This window comes from Shewanella sp. SM71 (genome assembly GCF_025653905.1).
Taxonomy (GTDB): Bacteria; Pseudomonadota; Gammaproteobacteria; order Enterobacterales; family Shewanellaceae; genus Shewanella; species Shewanella oncorhynchi.
In genome coordinates, this window is the sequence record NZ_JAKKRW010000014.1 from 43509 (window position 1) to 62472 (window position 18964).

General features: G+C 45.6%; 16 protein-coding genes. 6 read left to right on the forward strand and 10 right to left on the reverse strand.

All coding sequences use genetic code 11. The features are described from left to right. Positions 1–125 precede the first annotated feature (125 nt). Positions 126–1430, forward strand: a complete 1305-nt coding sequence (locus tag L5L97_RS22890; protein ID WP_317629537.1) for a PAS domain-containing methyl-accepting chemotaxis protein — start codon at positions 126–128, stop codon at positions 1428–1430. Between the two features lie 83 nt (positions 1431–1513). On the opposite strand, the gene L5L97_RS14455 is transcribed toward L5L97_RS22890, so the two are convergent. The 7 genes from L5L97_RS14455 to L5L97_RS14485 all read right to left on the reverse strand — a co-directional run bounded on the left by L5L97_RS14455 (position 1514) and on the right by L5L97_RS14485 (position 11249). Next, positions 1514–2215, reverse strand: coding sequence for a DUF3581 domain-containing protein (locus L5L97_RS14455; protein ID WP_263182515.1), 702 nt, complete (start codon positions 2213–2215; stop codon positions 1514–1516). A gap of 424 nt (positions 2216–2639) precedes the next feature. After that, positions 2640–2870, reverse strand: a complete 231-nt coding sequence (locus L5L97_RS14460; RefSeq protein WP_263182516.1) for a hypothetical protein — start codon at positions 2868–2870, stop codon at positions 2640–2642. 159 nt (positions 2871–3029) lie between these two features. Next, positions 3030–3425 (reverse strand): DUF2391 family protein, encoded by a 396-nt coding sequence (locus tag L5L97_RS14465; RefSeq protein ID WP_263182518.1) that lies wholly within the window; start codon positions 3423–3425, stop codon positions 3030–3032. A gap of 79 nt (positions 3426–3504) precedes the next feature. Continuing rightward, entirely contained in the window at positions 3505–3783 is a 279-nt protein-coding gene (locus L5L97_RS14470) for a peptidylprolyl isomerase (protein ID WP_006084190.1), read from the reverse strand. Between the two features lie 159 nt (positions 3784–3942). Further along, the gene (gene mrcB, locus L5L97_RS14475; RefSeq protein WP_168827694.1) at positions 3943–6261 is read right to left on the reverse strand and encodes a penicillin-binding protein 1B; all 2319 of its coding nucleotides are present in this window, start codon (positions 6259–6261) and stop codon (positions 3943–3945) included. Between the two features lie 91 nt (positions 6262–6352). After that, positions 6353–8926 (reverse strand): ATP-dependent helicase HrpB, encoded by a 2574-nt coding sequence (gene hrpB, locus L5L97_RS14480; RefSeq protein ID WP_263182520.1) that lies wholly within the window; start codon positions 8924–8926, stop codon positions 6353–6355. Between the two features lie 103 nt (positions 8927–9029). Beyond that, the gene (locus tag L5L97_RS14485; RefSeq protein WP_173496278.1) at positions 9030–11249 is read right to left on the reverse strand and encodes a putative bifunctional diguanylate cyclase/phosphodiesterase; all 2220 of its coding nucleotides are present in this window, start codon (positions 11247–11249) and stop codon (positions 9030–9032) included. 200 nt (positions 11250–11449) lie between these two features. Between L5L97_RS14485 and thpR the strand changes: the two genes are divergently transcribed. Continuing rightward, positions 11450–11995, forward strand: coding sequence for an RNA 2',3'-cyclic phosphodiesterase (thpR, locus tag L5L97_RS14490; RefSeq protein WP_263182523.1), 546 nt, complete (start codon positions 11450–11452; stop codon positions 11993–11995). A gap of 125 nt (positions 11996–12120) precedes the next feature. Here thpR and L5L97_RS14495 read toward each other — a convergent pair whose 3' ends face one another. After that, positions 12121–12900, reverse strand: coding sequence for a tetratricopeptide repeat protein (locus L5L97_RS14495; protein WP_105250260.1), 780 nt, complete (start codon positions 12898–12900; stop codon positions 12121–12123). Positions 12901–13341: 441 nt separating this feature from the next. On the opposite strand from L5L97_RS14495, the gene crp reads away from it, so the two are divergent. The 4 genes from crp to L5L97_RS14515 all read left to right on the forward strand — a co-directional run bounded on the left by crp (position 13342) and on the right by L5L97_RS14515 (position 16387). Beyond that, positions 13342–13977: a cAMP-activated global transcriptional regulator CRP gene (gene crp, locus L5L97_RS14500; protein WP_006080082.1), complete on the forward strand. Its 636-nt coding sequence runs from the start codon at positions 13342–13344 to the stop codon at positions 13975–13977. Positions 13978–14059: 82 nt separating this feature from the next. After that, positions 14060–14407, forward strand: coding sequence for a PepSY domain-containing protein (locus L5L97_RS14505; protein ID WP_105250261.1), 348 nt, complete (start codon positions 14060–14062; stop codon positions 14405–14407). Next, entirely contained in the window at positions 14388–15062 is a 675-nt protein-coding gene (locus tag L5L97_RS14510) for a response regulator transcription factor (protein WP_131523983.1), read from the forward strand. Before L5L97_RS14505 ends, L5L97_RS14510 begins: the two co-directional genes overlap by 20 nt. After that, a complete protein-coding gene (locus L5L97_RS14515; RefSeq protein WP_131523982.1) occupies positions 15059–16387 on the forward strand; it encodes an ATP-binding protein in 1329 nt (442 codons plus the stop codon). The genes L5L97_RS14510 and L5L97_RS14515 overlap by 4 nt, the downstream gene beginning before the upstream one ends. 102 nt (positions 16388–16489) lie before the next feature. On the opposite strand, the gene L5L97_RS14520 is transcribed toward L5L97_RS14515, so the two are convergent. Both L5L97_RS14520 and astD read right to left on the reverse strand, forming a co-directional pair. Beyond that, positions 16490–17293 carry a DUF1338 domain-containing protein gene (locus tag L5L97_RS14520; protein ID WP_168827668.1) on the reverse strand — a complete coding sequence of 268 codons (804 nt, stop codon included), beginning with the start codon at positions 17291–17293 and terminating at the stop codon, positions 16490–16492. 209 nt (positions 17294–17502) lie between these two features. After that, on the reverse strand, positions 17503–18963 hold the full coding sequence (astD, locus tag L5L97_RS14525; protein ID WP_263182527.1) for a succinylglutamate-semialdehyde dehydrogenase: 1461 nt from the start codon (positions 18961–18963) through the stop codon (positions 17503–17505). Between the last annotated feature and the right edge of the window lies 1 nt (position 18964).

Consider the following 18964-nt stretch of genomic DNA (forward strand, 5'->3'; position numbering starts at 1 on the left):
TTTCATAGAAATAAACCACATATTAAAATCACAGCTATATTTATCAGTATATCTAGCTCGAAATATCGAGCTTTCAATAAAGAACTGCAGTTTTTGAGTCAGTTAGACTCATCAGGAGTATCTCAGTGTTCAACTCTTCATTACGTAAAAGCCTAGAAGTGAGCGAAAGTAAACGCCAAGAGGCGGAGTCGATCATCGACTCGATTAAACACAGTATTGCCACAGTAGAATTTACGCCTGATGGAATAATTCTCGATGCTAATGCGTTGTTTTTAAAAACGGTAGGTTATTCACTTAATGAAGTCGTAGGCCAACATCACAAGCTGTTTTGCTCGGCGGCTTATGGTAATTCTGCTACCTACCAGCAATTTTGGAGCAATCTAAAAGCAGGTCATCCACAGGAAGGCAATTTTGCACGAGTGAATAAAAATGGCCAAGAGATCTGGCTTAGAGCGACTTACTTCCCCATAAAACAGGCAGGTAAAGTCGTTAAAATAATGAAAACAGCCGCTGATATCACCCAAGATAAGCACCAACTTGACGACCAAGCGGCCATTTTTAATGCCTTGAATCGCTCGCAAGCCATTATTGAATTCACTACCGATGGCACGATTTTAAAAGCCAATACTAACTTCTTAAAGACAATGGGCTTTAGCAAAGAGCAGATTATTGGTAAACACCATCGTATTTTCTGTTTTGATGAGTTTTATCGACAAAATCCACACTTTTGGGACGATCTAAAGCAAGGTCGATATAGCAGCGGTCTCTTTGAACGTAAAAATGCTTATGGCGATTCTATTTGGTTAGAAGCAGCATACAATCCTATTATGGATGAGCAAGGTAAAGTCGTTAAAGTGATTAAATTTGCGAGCGATATCAGCAAGCGGATCGAGCAAAGCCACGCTGTACGTGAAGCCGCCAATATTGCACTGACCACGTCACAACGTACCGTCGAGCAAGCAGAACAAGGCGTACATTTACTCAATGCGACTGTAAATACCTCTAATGCTATTGCCGAGCAAACCCATAAAGCGACCTTGGCGATAACTCAACTCAATGAACAATCTCAAAGTATTCAAGCCATAGTCGCGACCATTAGTTCGATTGCCGATCAAACTAATTTACTGGCATTAAATGCCGCAATTGAGGCCGCACGAGCGGGGGAACAAGGCCGAGGTTTTGCCGTTGTCGCCGATGAAGTAAGGCAGCTTGCTTCCAGAACCAGTAAATCAACCAGTGAGATTGCCACCGTCGTCACTAAAAATACACAACTCACCACAAGTGCAACTAGCATGATGAACGAAGTTGAAGGTATTGCACTGGAAGGAAAACAACAGCTAGCGGAGGTAACATTGGTGATGGGAGAAATACGTAGCGGCGCGGAAAACGTCTCAGCAATCGTGTCGCAGCTATCAGTCAATAACAATTAATTGCTAGCATTTAATCGCGCTATCAAAGATTGCATGGCGCTTTATCTAAAAGACAAAACGCCAACCTATTGCTTTTACGTCAATCAATAATCAGTTTTACGACCTTCATAGGTGGCGCGCATTTGCTGTACAAGAACCTCATCGTAAGCACGTAATCCACTCATCACTAAGGTTTTGATACCTGTGCCAACTAAAGTGTCGCCACTGTGTAATTCAAAGTGCAATGTCACATCGCCACGTTTACCGTCGATTTTTAAATCTTGGCCAACGAGTGATAAGGCCACTCGCACAAAATCGAGGGTGGTTAAGTCAAACGACATACTTTCATAAATCACTAAAGGCCGTTCTGGGTTGATCATCACTTGATGTTGTTTCATCAAAGGGATCAGAATATCGATAAAATTATGCCCAGAGAAAGCAACATATTGACGAATAAAGGATTCGGTCTGCGCATCGCAACAACTCACATCGCCATGACGGCTGACATTAAGATAGGTTTTTTCACGACTATCGCGAATCGAAAAACTCTCGTTCACTTGTTCAGGGAATTGTAGTTCGACGCTATCACCCACCATACCCGCAAAGCTAAACGTCATGCTCTGGCTCAAACCATATTGAGTCAATACTAGGGCAAACAGTAAATCTCCCGGTACGCAAAAGCGTTTTGCCCCCACATCGTGGATAGGATTAAAGTCCTGCGCAATTTTCTTCGCGAAGTCACTGGCTTGTTGTGCTGAAACGGAAATAGCTTGATTTTGCTTAGAAAAATAAGGCGCTAGAAACATATAAACTCTATTTGTAATAACTCAATACAGGGATGGATAACAAAATTATCACGAGTCTACCTTAAATTAGGTATTTAACTCACCCGATGACTTGACCCACGTAAGGCGTACAAAGTAACACCCTGCCCACATTTGTAAAGCCAAACAAATGGCAGGGGTATCAGGATCTGTTGACGTTTCAGGTTTATTCTGCAGATATTAGGCGGAATTTTATGCAAGATAGAGCCTGTATGGCGAGATGACGCGACATATTACAGCCGATAATGCCGCAGAAATGTTAGCTAAATAAGGCCGTTTTCATCACTCGTGACTCATTTAAAATAACTCAACATCATTTTTCATTTGGCGAGCAATACCTTGTCATAACAAATAACATCTAAAACGTAAGTATTGCCTAGCCACCGATAAGCCAAGAAATAAATCATTAGACCTTTTTAAATTCACGCTTTAACTGAAAACCATCGTCAGTGGCTAACTGCTCTAGCACTTCGATACGCTGACGATGGATGGCTAACTCGGTCTGAAAAGCTTGGTTTTCTGCCACTTGCTCACGAGTCGACACACCTTGTTTGTTGCGAATTTTCATTATAGCGACCACATATCCGCCAACAATTGCAAATATTGGGATAAGTAAAGCGAGGGCACCAGTGTTCATAGTCATTTCCTTTATCTATTGGCGTTATCGTTATCAAGCTCAACATTTAGATCTGCTTATGACGCTTAATCAATGTCAAAGTCAGAACATGGAAATAAGTATGCGCAAGACAAACGCAATCAACCAGTGACAAAAGTCATGAGATTTAGCGAAACAGTGTCATTCCTTATCAAAACTATCCACAACAATAGCGCCCATAGAGGCTGGCATAGTGATCACTATGATCCGTTTTATAGAGGTTAGTGGGTCCTCAAAAAAGGGCACTTTATCGAGGCAAAGCAGCACGAGGAAAACCACAAGGGCAGTGAGCAAATACGCCACCACGATACGAAAAATAAACACAGGAACGCGGGAAGCAATATTCTGTTGGAACACGCTGTGATAGGTGAATCCCCCAAGAAAGAGCAGCGATAAACTAAAAAGCATACCGATATTCAATAAAGGTAAAGTCTCACCGAGATGCCACGCTTCCTCAGAAAATGCAACGGGGACCGCAAGGGCAAAAGCCCCTACGCAAACTTGGCTTGCATCTTCGGTGTTAAAACTAAATTTCATACTGATCGCTCCCTAATCTTCCAATCTATTTGATTAGTCGAAAATAACGTTCGGTGAAGATGCGCTTATTACTGGGGTATTAAGTGCGATACAACACTTTAACCACATGCCAGCCAAACTTAGTTTTCACTATATGTGGCACCAGTAATTCACCTGAAAATGCAACCTTATCGAACTGTGGCACCATTTGGCCTTTTTTGAACTCGCCTAAATCGCCGCCTTTTTTGGCCGAGGGGCAAGAGGAAAAACGCTTAGCGAGCACAGCAAAATTAGCACCATTATTCAGCTGCTTAACAATATCCTCAGCCTGTTCTTTGTGTTTCACTAAAATATGCACAGCGGCAGCGGTTTTAAACATGTCATTTCTCACTTTGGATTAACGTCCCGTGCAAAGGGAAGATTGGCGCCCCGAGTTTGCCCTCGATCACACCACTTCCATCGGCACAGGTTCTACTGACTAAAAGGTTTTATATCCAACGCATAAGTGCGTTATTGGCCCATTATCGACCCTATTAACCTAGAAAATTTTCTGCCACCACTGCAAAGGGTCGCCGCAGTTATTCACTGGACGATAGGTCGCAGCTAATGCCGGAAGCGCATCGACATTGCTGCAAGTGGATTCCTTAGCCACACCTGTATCTCGGTCAAAAAAGCCCTTCACTACGCCGTTCACAGGGATTGAGCGCAGACTAATAGGTGGACGTTCCTTTAAGAAGGCAAGATAAACGGCCATGGCGCCACTGCTACCATACAAACTGGTTTTGCCGTTATCGTCACGCCCAACCCAAATGGCGGCGACATTACGCTCATCAAAGCCCGCAAACCAAGAGTCGCGGCTGTCGTTACTGGTGCCAGTCTTACCCGCAAGTCCAACGCCAGGGAAAGCATTACCTAAACGCGTCGCCGTTCCCGTATTTACCACTTGCTGCATAGCAAATTGAATTAAGAAATCTGTCTCAGGTGCTATAGCTTGCTCTTTAGGCAATCGCGTCACTGGCAATGGGTTCTTATCAGAATCTAGCACAGCGGTCACTGTGGTTAACTTACGGTAAACACCGCTATCAGCTAAGGTTTGGTACACTTGCGCTACCATTAATGGCGAGCCATTGACGGCGCCGAGTAACATGGAGGGATACTCGTTTAACGGCTCCTGCCAACCCGATTTAGCCAATGTTGTTGCAACCGCATCCACACCCACAGCAATCCCAAGGTTTACCGTCGGTACGTTCATCGACTTTTTCAATGCCGTTAACAAAGGCACCTGACCACTGAACTTCTTATCAAAGTTTTGTGGTGACCATGTCTTACCTTGCTCGCTTTTTAAGGTAATAGGTTGATCTTTAAGAGGTGTCGCTAAGGTAAATTGGCTATTAGGTGCCAGAGCCGTAGCATACACAAAAGGCTTAATTAACGAACCAATAGGACGACGAATTTCAACCGCGCGGTTAAAGCCATCAAATCCTGGGGTTTTATCGCCGACCATAGCCGCAATACCGCCAGTGTATTTGTCGGTCACGACCATACCAATCTGCAATGATTTATTGCTCTTATCTAAACTCTTGAGGGTTTGAGTCACCGCAATTTCGGCGGCTTCTTGGGCCATAGGATCGAGCGTGGTATAGATTTTCACCCCAGATTGCTTCAATAGCGCATCGCCATAACGCTCGTTCACTTCCTGTTTTACCAAGGCGAAGAAGGAAGGCAATTTTTGATGTGCTGGTTTATTGAGATTACGGATCCCTAAGGGTGACTCTACCGCCACCTTGTACTCCGCCGTGGTTAAATCCCCCGCATCCATTAACAAACGCAATACTAGATCACGGCGTTCTTGAATACGATCCGGATATTTCCATGGATTGTAGTAAGACGGTCCCTTAATCGCAGCCACTAAGAATGCCTGCTGGGAAATAGTCAACTCACTGATAGGACGGCCGAAATAGAAACGTGAGGCCAAACCCATACCATGGACGGCGCGGGATTTATCCTGCCCCATGTACACTTCGTTAAGATACGCTTCGAGGATTTCGTCTTTGCTGTAACGGAAATCTATAATCACTGCCATCAAGGCTTCGCGAACCTTACGCAGCAAGGAACGCTCACTCGAAAGGAAAAAGTTTTTCGCTAACTGCTGAGTTAACGTCGAGCCCCCTTGCACAGTGCGACCGGCGCTGATGTTCACAAAAGCCGCGCGCGCAATCGCGAATGGATTCACACCATGGTGTTCATAAAAACTACGATCTTCCACCAGCAGTAACGCCTGCACGATCGACTTTGGCATTTCTTCGGTCGGCACAAACAGCCTATCTTCACCATCGCCAGTAATAATACGGTCGAGCAATACTGGCTCAAGGTGGAATACGGCGAGTTGACGCTTGTCTGAGACTCGAGTGACCGAACTGATGCCATTGCTGTCGAAACTGATCATGACTCTTTGTTCGACTTGATCGCCTTCAGGATGCAAAAACGGTCGACGCCACAATTCAATACGAGTGCTCGATGCCGAAAACTCTCCCACTTGGCGTGGGTTAGCGACTTTGCGATAGCCGAGCAACTTAAGCTCAGCCATCATTTGCGGATGGCTGACTGCCGCACCGGGGTACAGCGCCATAGAGCGGCTAAACACCTGCGCGGGCAAATGCCATTTTTGGCCTTCAAATTTTTGCGCAATAATTTGATCAAGATAAATACTGTAAAAAGTCACTACAGCTAATCCAGCCAAGCCTAATTTCCAACTGATAGACCAAATTCGTCGAAATAAACCGCGGCCATGATTAGCCCGACGGGAAGCGGGTGATTTTTTTGTCGTCTTAGTTGTCATATCTACTTCATCATTCATGCATTTAAAGACATCAGCCATAGGCACAAAGCTAACGTGGTGCGAATCAAAGTGTTTCATAACAAAATGTTATAAAACCATCGGCGTGGTGCTAGGGCTGAGCTAAACCCAAGGTTTTCTTCTTGGTAAATTTTGTCGGCAGTGTATTCACAGGATCGTCTGGCCACAGATGTTTTGGATATCGACCGCGCATTTCCTTTTTCACTTCCACATAAGGTCCCTGCCAAAAACTGGCTAAATCCGCCGTCAAAGCCAATGGGCGCTGGGCCGGAGAGAGTAATTCCATCGTCACCTTTAGTTTACCCTGCGCCAACATAGGACTCTGCGCCATGCCAAAGGTTTCTTGCAGACGTACACGCAGTAGCGCACGCCCAGACTCGTCGTATGCTATTGGCGCAGAGGTACCGGTGACTAACGGCCAGGAAGTTGGCAATAACTCGTCAAGTCGCTGTTTCTGCTGCCAGCTCAAACAGTTTGCCACAAAACCAAAGCAATCGAGCTTAACTAATTGCGGCAGATTATTCACATTTTCGAGGTAAGGCGCCAGCCAAGTTTCTAGGCTCGCTAATAATGCTTCATCATCAACCTTGGGCCAGTCACTGCCCACGTCAAACTCAGTTGCCAGTTTGAGCCTGTATTGAAACTGTTCTAAGTTAGCGTTCCAATTGAGGATTTGTAATCCTTGCTGGCGAATATAGCCCAGTAAGGCCGCGACAATTTGCTTACGTTCAGGCTTAGCAATCGTCTCGGTTTTTACTAAAATTTGTCCGACCTTGTATTGGCGCTGCGCAATCACTCGACCTTTAGCTTCATCCCAGCCACAAATCTCATGAATGTCCAGCAAACCTTTTAGCTCGCCGTCGAACAAGCTTGGCTGAAGCTGACTCGCTAAGTAAATCCGCCCAGCGTTTCTGCCTTCAGTTTCTTGAAAATCCGCCACCACCATCCACGGCGTTTGCGCCAATGCATCATCGGCTGCGAGCACGACGCCAGTACCATTGGCTAATTGGTAGCCCTCAACACCGCGGGCTTTAGCAATACGATCCGGATACGCAAGTGCTAATAACAACCCCACATCGCTGTGGTGTGCATGGGTCGCTATCTTAGACAAATCCGCTGCTAATCCTAGCTTTTTCTGCCACTGTTTTGCCTGTTGCCCAGCTTGTCCATGACAGGCAAAGTGCAGGTAATTCATGATATCGGCGCCCTTTTTAGGCAAACCACGCGCCTCTAAAACCCCCGACAACAAGCAGGCCAAACTGCCCAATTGCGTTGCTTGTTCGTTAGCATTATTGACTCCCCCATTGTTTGCGCCCAAACTTTTTGCGCCCAATAACATATGAGCAAGCCTTGGGTGACACCCTAGCTCGTAGGCCGCTTTACCGTGGGGAGTGAGTTTATTTTGAGCATCGACCATGCCTAAATCTTGTAACAGTTTCCACGCCAGCGCCTCATGCACACTTGGTGGCGGCGTTAACAACATCAAGTCGCTAAAGGATTTTGCGCCCCAGTAAGCACAATCGTGGGCCATAGCCACCAGATCCGCTTGGCTGATCTCGGGTTCATCGGCCATGAGCATGCGACCATGTTCTTCTTGGCTCCACAAACGCACGCACACGCCCGCAGACAAACGTCCGGCGCGGCCACTGCGCTGAGTTGCCGAAGCTTGGCTAATGCGTTTTAAGCCTAAGCGGGTGACGCCGGTTTTAGGGTTAAAACTCGCTTGTCGTTTATAGCCACTGTCGATGACAAAACCTATGCCTTCAATGGTTAAGCTCGATTCCGCCACGTTAGTCGCTAGCACGATTTTACGCCTGCCGTCCGTGGTTACCGCAATCGCGCTATCTTGCTCGGCACCTGAAAGTTCGCCATAAAGAGGGCAAATCAAAAAGGCATCGTCCGCTAAACGCTCGCGCAAAAACTGCTGTAATCGTAAGATCTCCCCTTTACCGGGTAAAAACACGAGCACGGCATTATTGGCAGCCGTTTTATCAACACTGGCACTGCTGCTGGCCGAGACCAGTTCGAGCACGCAGCGGCCGAGGTGATCGATCCAATGCTGCTGAGTTGGCACAGGGCGATATTCGATGTCGACAGGAAAACTCCGGCCTTCGCTGTGCAAGGTCACCGCTTCTGGCATGAGTTCAGCTAAGGCAAGACCAGATAGAGTCGCTGACATAGCTAATATCTTTAAATCGTCCCGCAGTGAAGCTTGCACTTCGAGCGCTAGGGCAAGACCTAAATCAGTGGTGAGGTGACGTTCATGAATTTCATCGAAGATGATCATTCCAATCCCAGTTAACTCGGGATCTTGTTGGATCATTCGCGTCAGTATGCCTTCGGTGACAATTTCTAAACGGGTATTGGCACTGATTTTAGCTTCACCGCGGACGCGATAGCCGACTTCTTGTCCCACCTTTTGCTGGCGACAGCTGGCAATATAGTGCGCCACACTACGCGCCGCGACACGCCGCGGTTCGAGCATTAAAATACGTCCGCTGATTTCTGGCCAATCCAACATAGCCAAAGGTAACGCCGTTGATTTACCCGCACCTGTCGGTGCCTCGAGGACCACTTGGGCGTGACGAGAAAAAGCCGCGCGCAGCGGTGCTAATAAGCTATGAATAGGTAGAGAGTTCAAGAAAAAGACATCAGCGGCCAACACAGGGCGTCAGTGTACTAACAATCGGCTTTGAGTACCATTTCGCAGCAAACATTATCAAGTCAGTGCTGACATAAGTAACAGCTCAAGGTTGCCATGCCCAAGATTAAAGCTGTGGATAGGGAGCAAAAATCTCACGCTTTTCGAGCCAAGGTTGACTGAGCCCTGACTGTAGTTCAGCTAAGCGTATCGGTTTATTGATGGCGTAACCTTGAGCATAGTCGACGCCTAAGGCTTGCAATTTCCACCCTATTTCTTGGGATTCGACAAATTCAGCAACCACATCAAACCCCATATCTTGACCAAGTTGGCAGATGGATTTTACGATCGCCTGATCCGCAGAGTCTTGGCAAATATTGACGACAAATTGGCCATCAACCTTTACAAAATCCACATTGAGGCGCTTAAGGTAAGCAAAGCTAGAAAAGCCTGCACCAAAATCATCGAGGGCTAATTTACAATTGAGCGGACGAAGTATCTCGAGTAACTTTGTGGCTTGATCAAGCTGACTCACAGCCGCGGTTTCTGTGATCTCGATGCAAAGCTTATCCACCAGCTCAGGTTCGGCCATCAAACGCATTTCTAGCCAATTCATAAACTCATGGTCGCCCAAAGAGGTTGCCGACAGATTCACAGACACAAGATCCAATTGCTGCCAAATATCTAAATGACTACCACCCCACTTGAGCAAATTATCGATCACCCAAAGATCAACCTTAGAAGCCAAGTTGTATCGCTCGGCGGCGGGTAAGAAGATAGCAGGAGACACTATAGTGCCGTTAGTCTGCACCATACGCAGTAGGATCTCTAAATGTAAGCCAGTTTCCTCGCGGTTTAACGGCACTATGCTTTGAAAATAAAGCTCGAATTGGTTTAACGCGAGTGCGCCGACGATATCAACAGAGGCCATCATCTCGGTGTAGAGACGGTTCATTTTAGGATCGCTCGCACTGTATAAATGCCAGCCATTTCGGCCTTGATCCTTCGCCAATCGACAAGCAGCGTCAGCTTGACTCATGACGGTATAAATATCGGCAGATTTTTTATCTAGTCTAGCAATCCCCATACTAACACTGACATTGTGACTACGACTTTCCCAAATAAACTCATGATTTGCTAACTGGGTACAAATCCGCTTAGCAATCTGTTTCGCAGAGTCCACATTGCAGTAATGCATCAGGATACCAAACTCATCGCCCCCTAAACGGGCAACAATATCGCCTTTACGTACGAGCTGTTTCAAACGTAATGCGACTTGGCAAAGCAGTTTATCGCCCGCCTGGTGGCCACTGATATTGTTAATGACTTGGAATTGGTCTAAATCGAGAAACGCCACGCAAATAGGCATATCGTCGTGGGCGTGTAGTAGGTTTTCTAATAGGGCTTCAAAATGTAGCCGATTAGGTAAACCCGTAAGTGCATCATAATTGGCATGGAAGGATAACTCATCGGCTAAGCGGTACTTTTCACTGACATCTTCGGCAATCATGACTAAAGTATCTTTATCGCCGCTAATCTGGCTAAAACTCAGTTTCAACCAAGTTAATTGATGAATTGATTTTAAAGGTAATTCACACCAAGCTTGGCCGAGCACGCCTTCTCGTACCACATGTAAGGTATCGGTTAGCATGGCGTGTTCTTCCTCACGCACCATGTCGAATAAATCATAGCCATGTTGAATTGGCAGGGTTTGCAGAGCGACTTTATTCAGCATAGTCAATTGATCATGCTTATCTAACAAGGCGCAAGCTAAGGGCAACTGGTTGAATACTTCACAGTATTTATGTTCACTGGCAAGCATGCTCAAAGCAATACGCGTCAATTCCATCGCAGAGCCAATCATCACAGCGGCATGATTAAACTCACTTATAAACTCTTCGCTCCATTCACAACATTCTGAGCAATTGACAGCCCCCAAGGCAATACGAGTTTCGCCAAACACGACTGGCGGCAATACTAATAGACTCTTGACGTCCCAATCCCTTAATAAAGCTCGCTCAGCCTGAGCATCGGCAGGCAAGGTATTCACATCAGCCAGATTTAATAGACGCGGAGTACGGACAAGAGAGCGAAAAAATGGCATTCGTGCCAAGGGCCAGACTCGGGTTTGTTGGCCTTGGGCAAATTGAGGTTTTAAATACAGATTACGCGTGCGTAAACGATCCAGTGACTGGCTTCCGGTTAATACAAATACCCCGTCACAATGCAGTTGCAAAGTAATAGTCTCAAGCGCTCTGTCAACATTCTGCTCTAAGGTTTCTAGCGGGGATTCACTAAAAATACTGACCAAAGCCTGTTGGAGTGGATTAGCTAAACCTACTGACATGAAAAGTCTCTTCCTTACCTAAAAATCCATTTAAGGTATTATCGACGTGCATTAAGTATAGGCTCACAGTGAATTAAACGTCTGCTTGAGTCACAAATTAGCTGATAAATTCAACAGCTAGATTAACGCTCAAATGCGCTTAACGTCAAAGTGCTCGCTAAGATAATCCATATTAAGCCCTCCAAAAGGATGATAAACCGATGCAACAAAGGCTATTCCTCGGCTTCGCTCCCACAGATAGTCAAAGGGTATATCTAAGTGAATTGCAGCAGCAATTGATATGCCACCTTAATCCTGAGGCAAAAGCGGTGAGTGTCAGCAATCTGCATTTAACGCTCTGCTTTATGGGTCAAGCTAACAACGAGCAAAAAATCGCCCTCCTTGATGCGGTTGACCGCTTAGTGAAGCCAAGATTTAGCGTTCGGCTTAACCAGCTCGATGTATGGCCTAATGCGCAAGTATGTTGCTTGAAAGGCGATGATATTGAGCCGTCGTTAGTGCAATTAGCTAAACAGACGCAAGAAATTGCCGACCGACTGCAATTACATCGAAGTGAGCACAGCTTTTGCCCGCACATCAGTTTATTTAGAAAAGCAAAACAATGGACACTAGATGAGTCGGCTTTATTGCAACTCAAAGGTATGAATACGCTGACGTTAATGCCCGATAATTTGCATTTATACCATTCAAAAAGCACAAGCACGGGTGTCGAATATCACATCCTAAATTCTTGGACACTCGGTTAACCTTAAATCAAAAACAAAAAGCCCGAGTATCCACTCAGGCTTTATTTTTCAATTTATGAATCAATGCATTAATCAATACTAAAATAAAAATAGCAGTTAACTAGAGAGCGATGATGAAGAAAGCCCTATTCGAGTAAACGTAAGGTTTCGCGATAGGCACGCTTTTGCTCGTAGGTTTGTAACCGCAGCATAAACTCATCAGTCTTAGTCATTTCAGCATTCATTTTCAACGCTTCGATCGCTTTCTGCTGCGTCGAAATAGCAGCACCAAAATCGCCTAACTCCGCATAAGCCGCGGCTAAATTATCAAGATTTGTAGGATCGTTTTCATTCACTTTGAGTAATTTTAAGGACAACTCGACCGCTTTATTGCCATCACGATATTCTGCTTCGGGACAAGTTGCTAAAATCCACGCCACATTGCCCAAAGCAACATCATCACCCACTTGGGAAAATTGCTCGACCGCTTTACCGCAGTTGCGCTGCACACCGTCACCGCCAGACGCATAAATAAAGCCTAAACGGAATTGAGCCCAACGACTGCCCTGCTCACTCAACGCTTTATACCAATGCTCAGCGACTGACAAGTCACGCTTGATCAATTGGCCTTCAAATGACAGATCCGCTAAGGTTTGCTGCGCTTTTTCATGCTGTTGTTCGGCGGCAAGTGAGATCCAGTGCAATCCAGTCGGCACTTCTTGCGACACAAAACGTCCGGAGAGATACATTAATCCCAGCAAAAATTGGGCATCGGCATCACCTTGCTCTGCCGTCACCTGAATATGCACAAACTTACTGGCCGCAAGTTCAGCTGCTGGCTGCGGGATAGAAAATGCGTGCGCCGCAGAGCTCAGCCCAATTGTTAAGCTTAAACCTGCACCTAAAACCCATAATCTGTATTTCACTTGCTTACCTCTCTTAAAAACAACTGCCTTCAAAGTTAGCCAGAATTAACCCCATAAGTCGAGCCTAAATACACACAAACCTCAGGATAATGGGTGAAACTAAGCCAAATGGAATGTCAAATTTAAAAAAATTTAAAAAGTGAAACATGTTATTGTGTAATTTAGTGGCATATTTTATTCATAATCTATAATAAAACTGCTGAAATAGACTGGTAAGATGTGATTAACTCGACAGAGTTAAGTGAATCCAGCGAGTTTCATATCGATTTAGTTGACTTAAATCACTAAAGTAGCAAAATAAGCTCTAATTTTAGATGGTTAATTGCATTTATTCACTTATTCTAAACTAAGACTTCCATCAAGTTTTTGTGAGTTTAATTGACGTAAAATGCTTATTTAGAATACTCTTACTTTCGTTTTAATCAATCGAGGAACACCAACATGGCTCTGATTGGTAAGCCAAAACCTGATCCAACTTTGGAATGGTTTTTATCACACTGTCACATTCATAAGTACCCTGCAAAGAGCACTCTTATCCATGCTGGTGAAGACTCAGATACCCTTTATTACATAGTAAAAGGTTCTGTAGCGGTATTGATTAAAGATGAAGAAGGTAAGGAGATGATCCTTTCTTATCTGAATCAAGGTGACTTTATCGGTGAACTAGGTTTGTTTGAAGAACAAGCCGAACGTACCGCTTGGGTTCGTGCTAAGCAAGCTTGTGAAATCGCTGAAATTTCATATAAGAAATTCAGACAGTTAATTCAAGTTAACCCTGAAATTCTGATGAAGCTGTCTGCACAAATGGCCTATCGCCTACAAAGTACCAGCCAGAAAGTGGGTAACCTTGCATTCTTAGACGTTGCAGGCCGTATTGCTCAAACTCTATTACATCTGGCTAAACAACCTGATGCTATGACACACCCTGATGGCATGCAGATTAAGATCACTCGTCAAGAGATAGGCCAAATCGTTGGCTGTTCACGGGAAACTGTGGGTCGTATCTTGAAGATGTTAGAAGAACAGAATTTGATCCAAGCTCATGGTAAGACAATCGTGGTATACGGTACCCGTTAAGTTAGTCTTCAGCTTGATTTAAGCCTGCCTTATTAAAGTGGCCTAGAATAAATTCTAGGCCATTTTTTATTGGGGAGCTCAAATGAAACGGCTGTTTTTAATCTGTTTTTTCAGCCTATTCACGCTGGTGCATCCAATAATCTTGCATGCCGAACCTATTGAATTAGAACATTATCAAGCCAAGGCGTTAGTTAACTCTGGGCAAATATTGTCCTTAAACGGTACACTCGCCGTAGTGAACCAATTTTGCCAAGGTGAACTAATTGATGCTCATCTCTATCAAGAAGATCATAAATGGCGCTATGATTTGCAAATCAAAGTTCAGCGTGGCCAAATCGTTAATCTCAGTATTGATGCAACAAATGGTCAAGCCGATCAATCAATAGCACTACCGAGCGAATGTCGAAAACATGAAACTGTTACTCGTTGAAGATAACCCAATGCTAGTCACCGAGCTGGAGAAACAACTCAAACTCGCTGGCTATGTAACCGATATTACAGACAAAGCGCTTGAAGCCGATTATCTGATCAAAGAAACCCAATACGATTGCGTAATCTTAGACATAGGTTTGCCCGATGGCAACGGCCTCGAACTGCTCGAAGGCTGGCGAAATCAAGGGATCAGCACTCCAGTTATCATGCTGACTGCCCGCAGCCAATGGCATGAAAAAGTAGAAGGTTTTAATGCTGGCGCCGACGATTACTTAGGTAAACCTTTCCACGCACAGGAATTATTGGCCCGAATCCAAGCTTTAATCCACCGTGCACATGGTCGTCTAAACACCTCAAGTAAACAATTGAGTTATGGTGGCGTGGTTTTAGATGAAGCAGAACAAACGGTAAAAGTGGCCGAGCAACTATATGAACTCACAGCAATGGAATTCAGGCTGTTAAAAATCTTCCTCATGTCACCTAAGAAGCTGCTATCTAAGACGCAGCTAACCGATAAGCTCTATCAGTTTGACGATGAAAAAGAGAGCAATGTGGTCGAGGTTTATGTCACCCATCTACGCAAGAAACTGGGTAAAACCACGATCGAAACCCGTCGCGGCCAAGGTTACATCTTCCACGGCATTATTGAATGATCTCGATCCGCACTAAGCTCAGTTTATGGTTAACTGGCTTACTCGTGTTAGGTACTGTAATTGGACTGATACTGTTTGAGTCCATGCTACGTCAGGCCTTCCACGACTCTATTATCAATCGCTTAGAAGAAGATCTCGAACATATCATGCTGGCAACCCATATCCACGATGGGGAGATCAGCATAGATCAAAGCCAGCTTTCCAGTTTCTACAAGCCCGCCTATTCAGGCCGTTATTTTCAGCTTAACCTGCCAAATGAAGTGATTCGCTCACGCTCCCTGTGGGATATGCAGTTAGATATCGAGCCACTGGCACCGAATCAAACCCGCGTCTGGCAAGCTAAAGGACCAAAAAATAACGATATGCAGTTGTTATCACTGGGATTAAATTCCAGCAGTGCCAATGTCAGCGCCACCTTAACCGTTGCGCAAGATTTGAGTATCGGTAGACGTGTGTTTAGCGAGGTTTATGGCACTAAGCTTGGTGTCAATCTGGCGATGTTAGTTGCTATGATCGCGGGGATATTCTTGATCCTACGTCAATCCTTTAAGCCAGTTAAGCACATACAGCACGCACTTTCTCGGCTAAGACAAGGGGAAATTAACGCGCTGGAGCTCAATAATATTCCCCCCGAAGTACAACCATTAGCAAAAACCTATAATGAACTACTTGAGTATACTGCCAAGCAAATTGAACGTAGCCGCAATAACTTAGGTAATTTGAGCCATGGGCTCAAAACGCCACTTGCCGTGATGCAGCAACAGGTTGAAGCCCTTGGCCTCAAAGATCCTGAAACTGCCATTGCCCTGCAGCAGCAACTTGATTCGATTCACAAGATGGTCGAGCGTAAACTGGCTGCCGCGAGGATCACTGGCGACATGCTCCCCGCAGCGCAATTGGTAATCCCTAGGGATTTACATAGCCTAGCCAACACGCTAAATAAGGTTCACCGCAACAAGTCCATTGAATGTGATTTCGAACTCGATCCCAATATTCTCAGACTGCCTATTCACAGGGAAGATGGCATGGAGCTCTTAGGCAACCTGCTAGACAACGCCTTTAAATGGGCCCAGAGCCGAGTCAGCATTCAACTATCGCGTCAACAAGAGCGTCTCTGCCTTTGTATTGATGATGATGGTCCAGGGGTTGCTGATGATGAGCTAGATAAGCTCACACAAAGAGGAACAAGGCTTGATGAGTCTGTGATGGGTCACGGTTTAGGATTATCAATAGTGAAAGAAATTGCCGAGCAATACGAGATTGAGCTGCAGTTTAATCACAGCACTCGCTTAGGTGGATTGAGGATCGAGCTGACCTTTAGCTAGCCCCAGGTTATGCCAATCGTATTAAATACCTTGTTTGAAATATCCATAAAAACCGCCATCGAATTGATGGCGTTTTTTTATGCAGAAAGCAATTTGAGGACGTTAGGCTTTATTCACATTGGTGCTTTCAAAAATCTTGTCGGCAGACGCCGCCACAAAGCCGGTGTAGAGCTCGCCATTAGCCATAGGATAACGTAGCGCAAACTCATAGAAACAGCTTGGGATTTCCACTGTCGTGTCAGTAAATTCAACACCAATCTTATCGGCCATAGTCGACGATTGTTCTAATAATACTTCTGGCGAACCTTTGATCTCACCACCTGAACTATTGAGCACAAAGCCCGCTTGCTTCAGTGCTTCATTCACTGACTCTAAAGTCTCAAAACCGTCGAGGTGATTGATAGACACAGTGAAATGGTTAGCGCGATAACCAAAAGCCGCTACCCAAGCTGCATATTCACTCTCAGTTAATAAGTCCTGATAGGTTTTAGCATCTAAAGACCAATGACGGCCTGAGTAAATAAAGTTGTCAACGGTAGTCGCTGCAGCGTCCACTTGAGCAATTAAGCCTTGAATAGTTTTTTGCAGCGCAGGGCTAAACTCTTCAACCAACAGCTCAGAGATAAAAACTTTAGGCTGAGTCGAGTCTGGATGTTCAAAATGCTTAGCGATCAGTTTTTTCTGTTCAAACTTATAATCACCGCAAGGTACATAACCTAACGAAGTGAAATGCTTAGCGAGTACATCCAAATTCACCTTAGCGATATTGAAAGTACGCAGGGCAATATGGTCGTTGATGATCGGCTTACCATGACCCAACAACGCGTGCACTTTTGCCGCAGAAGGGGTCATTTGAATATAGTCTTGCCACAGGGCGGCAAATAACGCGTTGATGTCGGTATGCATAAAAACTCCTTTTATTGTGCTGCGGTTATTGCTGTTATTTTGCCGCAAACACTAAATGTAACGACCTAAATGCCACTGTTGCAGCGTCACACATACCCACAGTAGAAACTTAAGTAACGTTACTGCTTGTTATTAAAAAGGAAGAACATTAGTCCTTCCTCCTCTTTCCCACATATTCTTTACCGCATAAAAGTCAAATCTCTACCCGCTTACAAGCTCAAACCTGGGCTTAATGTCGCGGGTAAACTCACGGCATCAGCCTCGACCGAAGCGACCGGATAAGCACAGTAATCGGCGGCATAGAAAGCACTCGCTCTGTGGTTACCCGAAGCCCCTACGCCACCAAAAGGTGCCGCGCCAGATGCGCCAGTGATTTGTTTGTTCCAGTTAACAATGCCAGCACGAATACGCGCGAGGAAATAGTCATAATCTTCACGGCTATCGGCAAGTAATCCCGCAGACAAGCCGTAACGCGTTTGGTTAGCCAATTTGATCGCTTGATCGAAATCACTGTAACGCACCAGCTGCAGTAGAGGTCCAAAGTATTCTTCATCCGGCAATGCATCGATCGCTGTCACATCGATAAGGCCAGGAGACACTAAGCCTGTACCCGCTTCTAGATGGGTCAACTCGACCAAAGACACGCCGCCTAAGCTCAGCAGATTCGCCTGCGCCGCAACCATACCTTTGGCGGCAGTTTCAGAAATCATTGAGCCCATAAAAGGTTGTGGCTGCGCATTCCAAGGACCGACTTTAATCTGTTTAACCGCATCGACTAACATGGCAATCAGCGCATCGCCCTGCTCGCCTTGCTCGACATATAAACGGCGCGCACAAGTGCAACGTTGGCCAGATGAAATATAAGCCGACTGCAAAATATCGTGCACTGCGGCTTTGATATCCTGCACACCTTTGATGATCAGTGGGTTATTACCCCCCATCTCAAGTGCTAAAATCTTGCCTGGATGACCGGCATATTGTTGATGTAAAAAATGACCTGTGCGTGAGCTGCCGGTAAAGAACAGACCATCGAGCTGCGGGTGAGAAGCCAGTGCTTTACCCGTATCAACCTCACCTTGGACTAAGTTAAGTACGCCAGCTGGCAGACCCGCTTTATCCCATAGGCTGACCATCAACTCGGCGACTTTAGGCGTGAGCTCTGAAGGTTTGAAAATCACGGTATTCCCAGCCAGCAGCGCAGGGACTATGTGGCCGTTCGGCAAATGACCAGGGAAGTTGTAAGGACCGAACACCGCCACAACACCGTGGGGCTTATGGCGGATAACCGCACGTCCTGCTGGCGTATCATTGGCTTCTGTGCCCGTACGTTTATTGTAAGCCGCGGCCGATAAAGCAATTTTGCCTATCATGGCGCCGACTTCGGTCGCGGTTTCCCACTGAGGTTTACCGGTTTCTTGGGCAATCGTTTCTGCCAGTTCCGCTTTATTGGCTTCAAGTTGGGTGCGATACGCTTCAACTATGGCTAAACGTGCATCGAAACCTAACATAAACCAATCAAACTGTGCGGCGCGCGCGGCATCAACGGCGGCATTAACTTGTTCTGCAGTGGCCGTTTTACCGGTCCAAATAGATTGTGCATTGGCAGGGTTAATTGAGGTCACGTCATGACCTTTACCAGCATGCCACTGGCCTTGAATATAATGTGTCATT

Bases quoted from the DNA above. Each gene is read 5' to 3' on its own strand.
- L5L97_RS14455 (WP_263182515.1), bottom strand. From the start codon at position 2,215: ATGTTTCTAGCGCCTTATTTTTCTAAGCAAAATCAAGCTATTTCCGTT.
- L5L97_RS14520 (WP_168827668.1), bottom strand. From the start codon at position 17,293: ATGCATACCGACATCAACGCGTTATTTGCCGCCCTGTGGCAAGACTAT.
- L5L97_RS14485 (WP_173496278.1), bottom strand. From the start codon at position 11,249: ATGTCAGTAGGTTTAGCTAATCCACTCCAACAGGCTTTGGTCAGTATT.
- thpR (WP_263182523.1), top strand. From the start codon at position 11,450: ATGCAACAAAGGCTATTCCTCGGCTTCGCTCCCACAGATAGTCAAAGG.
- crp (WP_006080082.1), top strand. From the start codon at position 13,342: ATGGCTCTGATTGGTAAGCCAAAACCTGATCCAACTTTGGAATGGTTT.
- mrcB (WP_168827694.1), bottom strand. From the start codon at position 6,261: ATGAATGATGAAGTAGATATGACAACTAAGACGACAAAAAAATCACCC.
- L5L97_RS14510 (WP_131523983.1), top strand. From the start codon at position 14,388: ATGAAACTGTTACTCGTTGAAGATAACCCAATGCTAGTCACCGAGCTG.
- L5L97_RS14465 (WP_263182518.1), bottom strand. From the start codon at position 3,425: ATGAAATTTAGTTTTAACACCGAAGATGCAAGCCAAGTTTGCGTAGGG.
- L5L97_RS14460 (WP_263182516.1), bottom strand. From the start codon at position 2,870: ATGAACACTGGTGCCCTCGCTTTACTTATCCCAATATTTGCAATTGTT.
- L5L97_RS14515 (WP_131523982.1), top strand. From the start codon at position 15,059: ATGATCTCGATCCGCACTAAGCTCAGTTTATGGTTAACTGGCTTACTC.
- L5L97_RS14470 (WP_006084190.1), bottom strand. From the start codon at position 3,783: ATGTTTAAAACCGCTGCCGCTGTGCATATTTTAGTGAAACACAAAGAA.
- L5L97_RS14505 (WP_105250261.1), top strand. From the start codon at position 14,060: ATGAAACGGCTGTTTTTAATCTGTTTTTTCAGCCTATTCACGCTGGTG.
- astD (WP_263182527.1), bottom strand. From the start codon at position 18,963: ATGACACATTATATTCAAGGCCAGTGGCATGCTGGTAAAGGTCATGAC.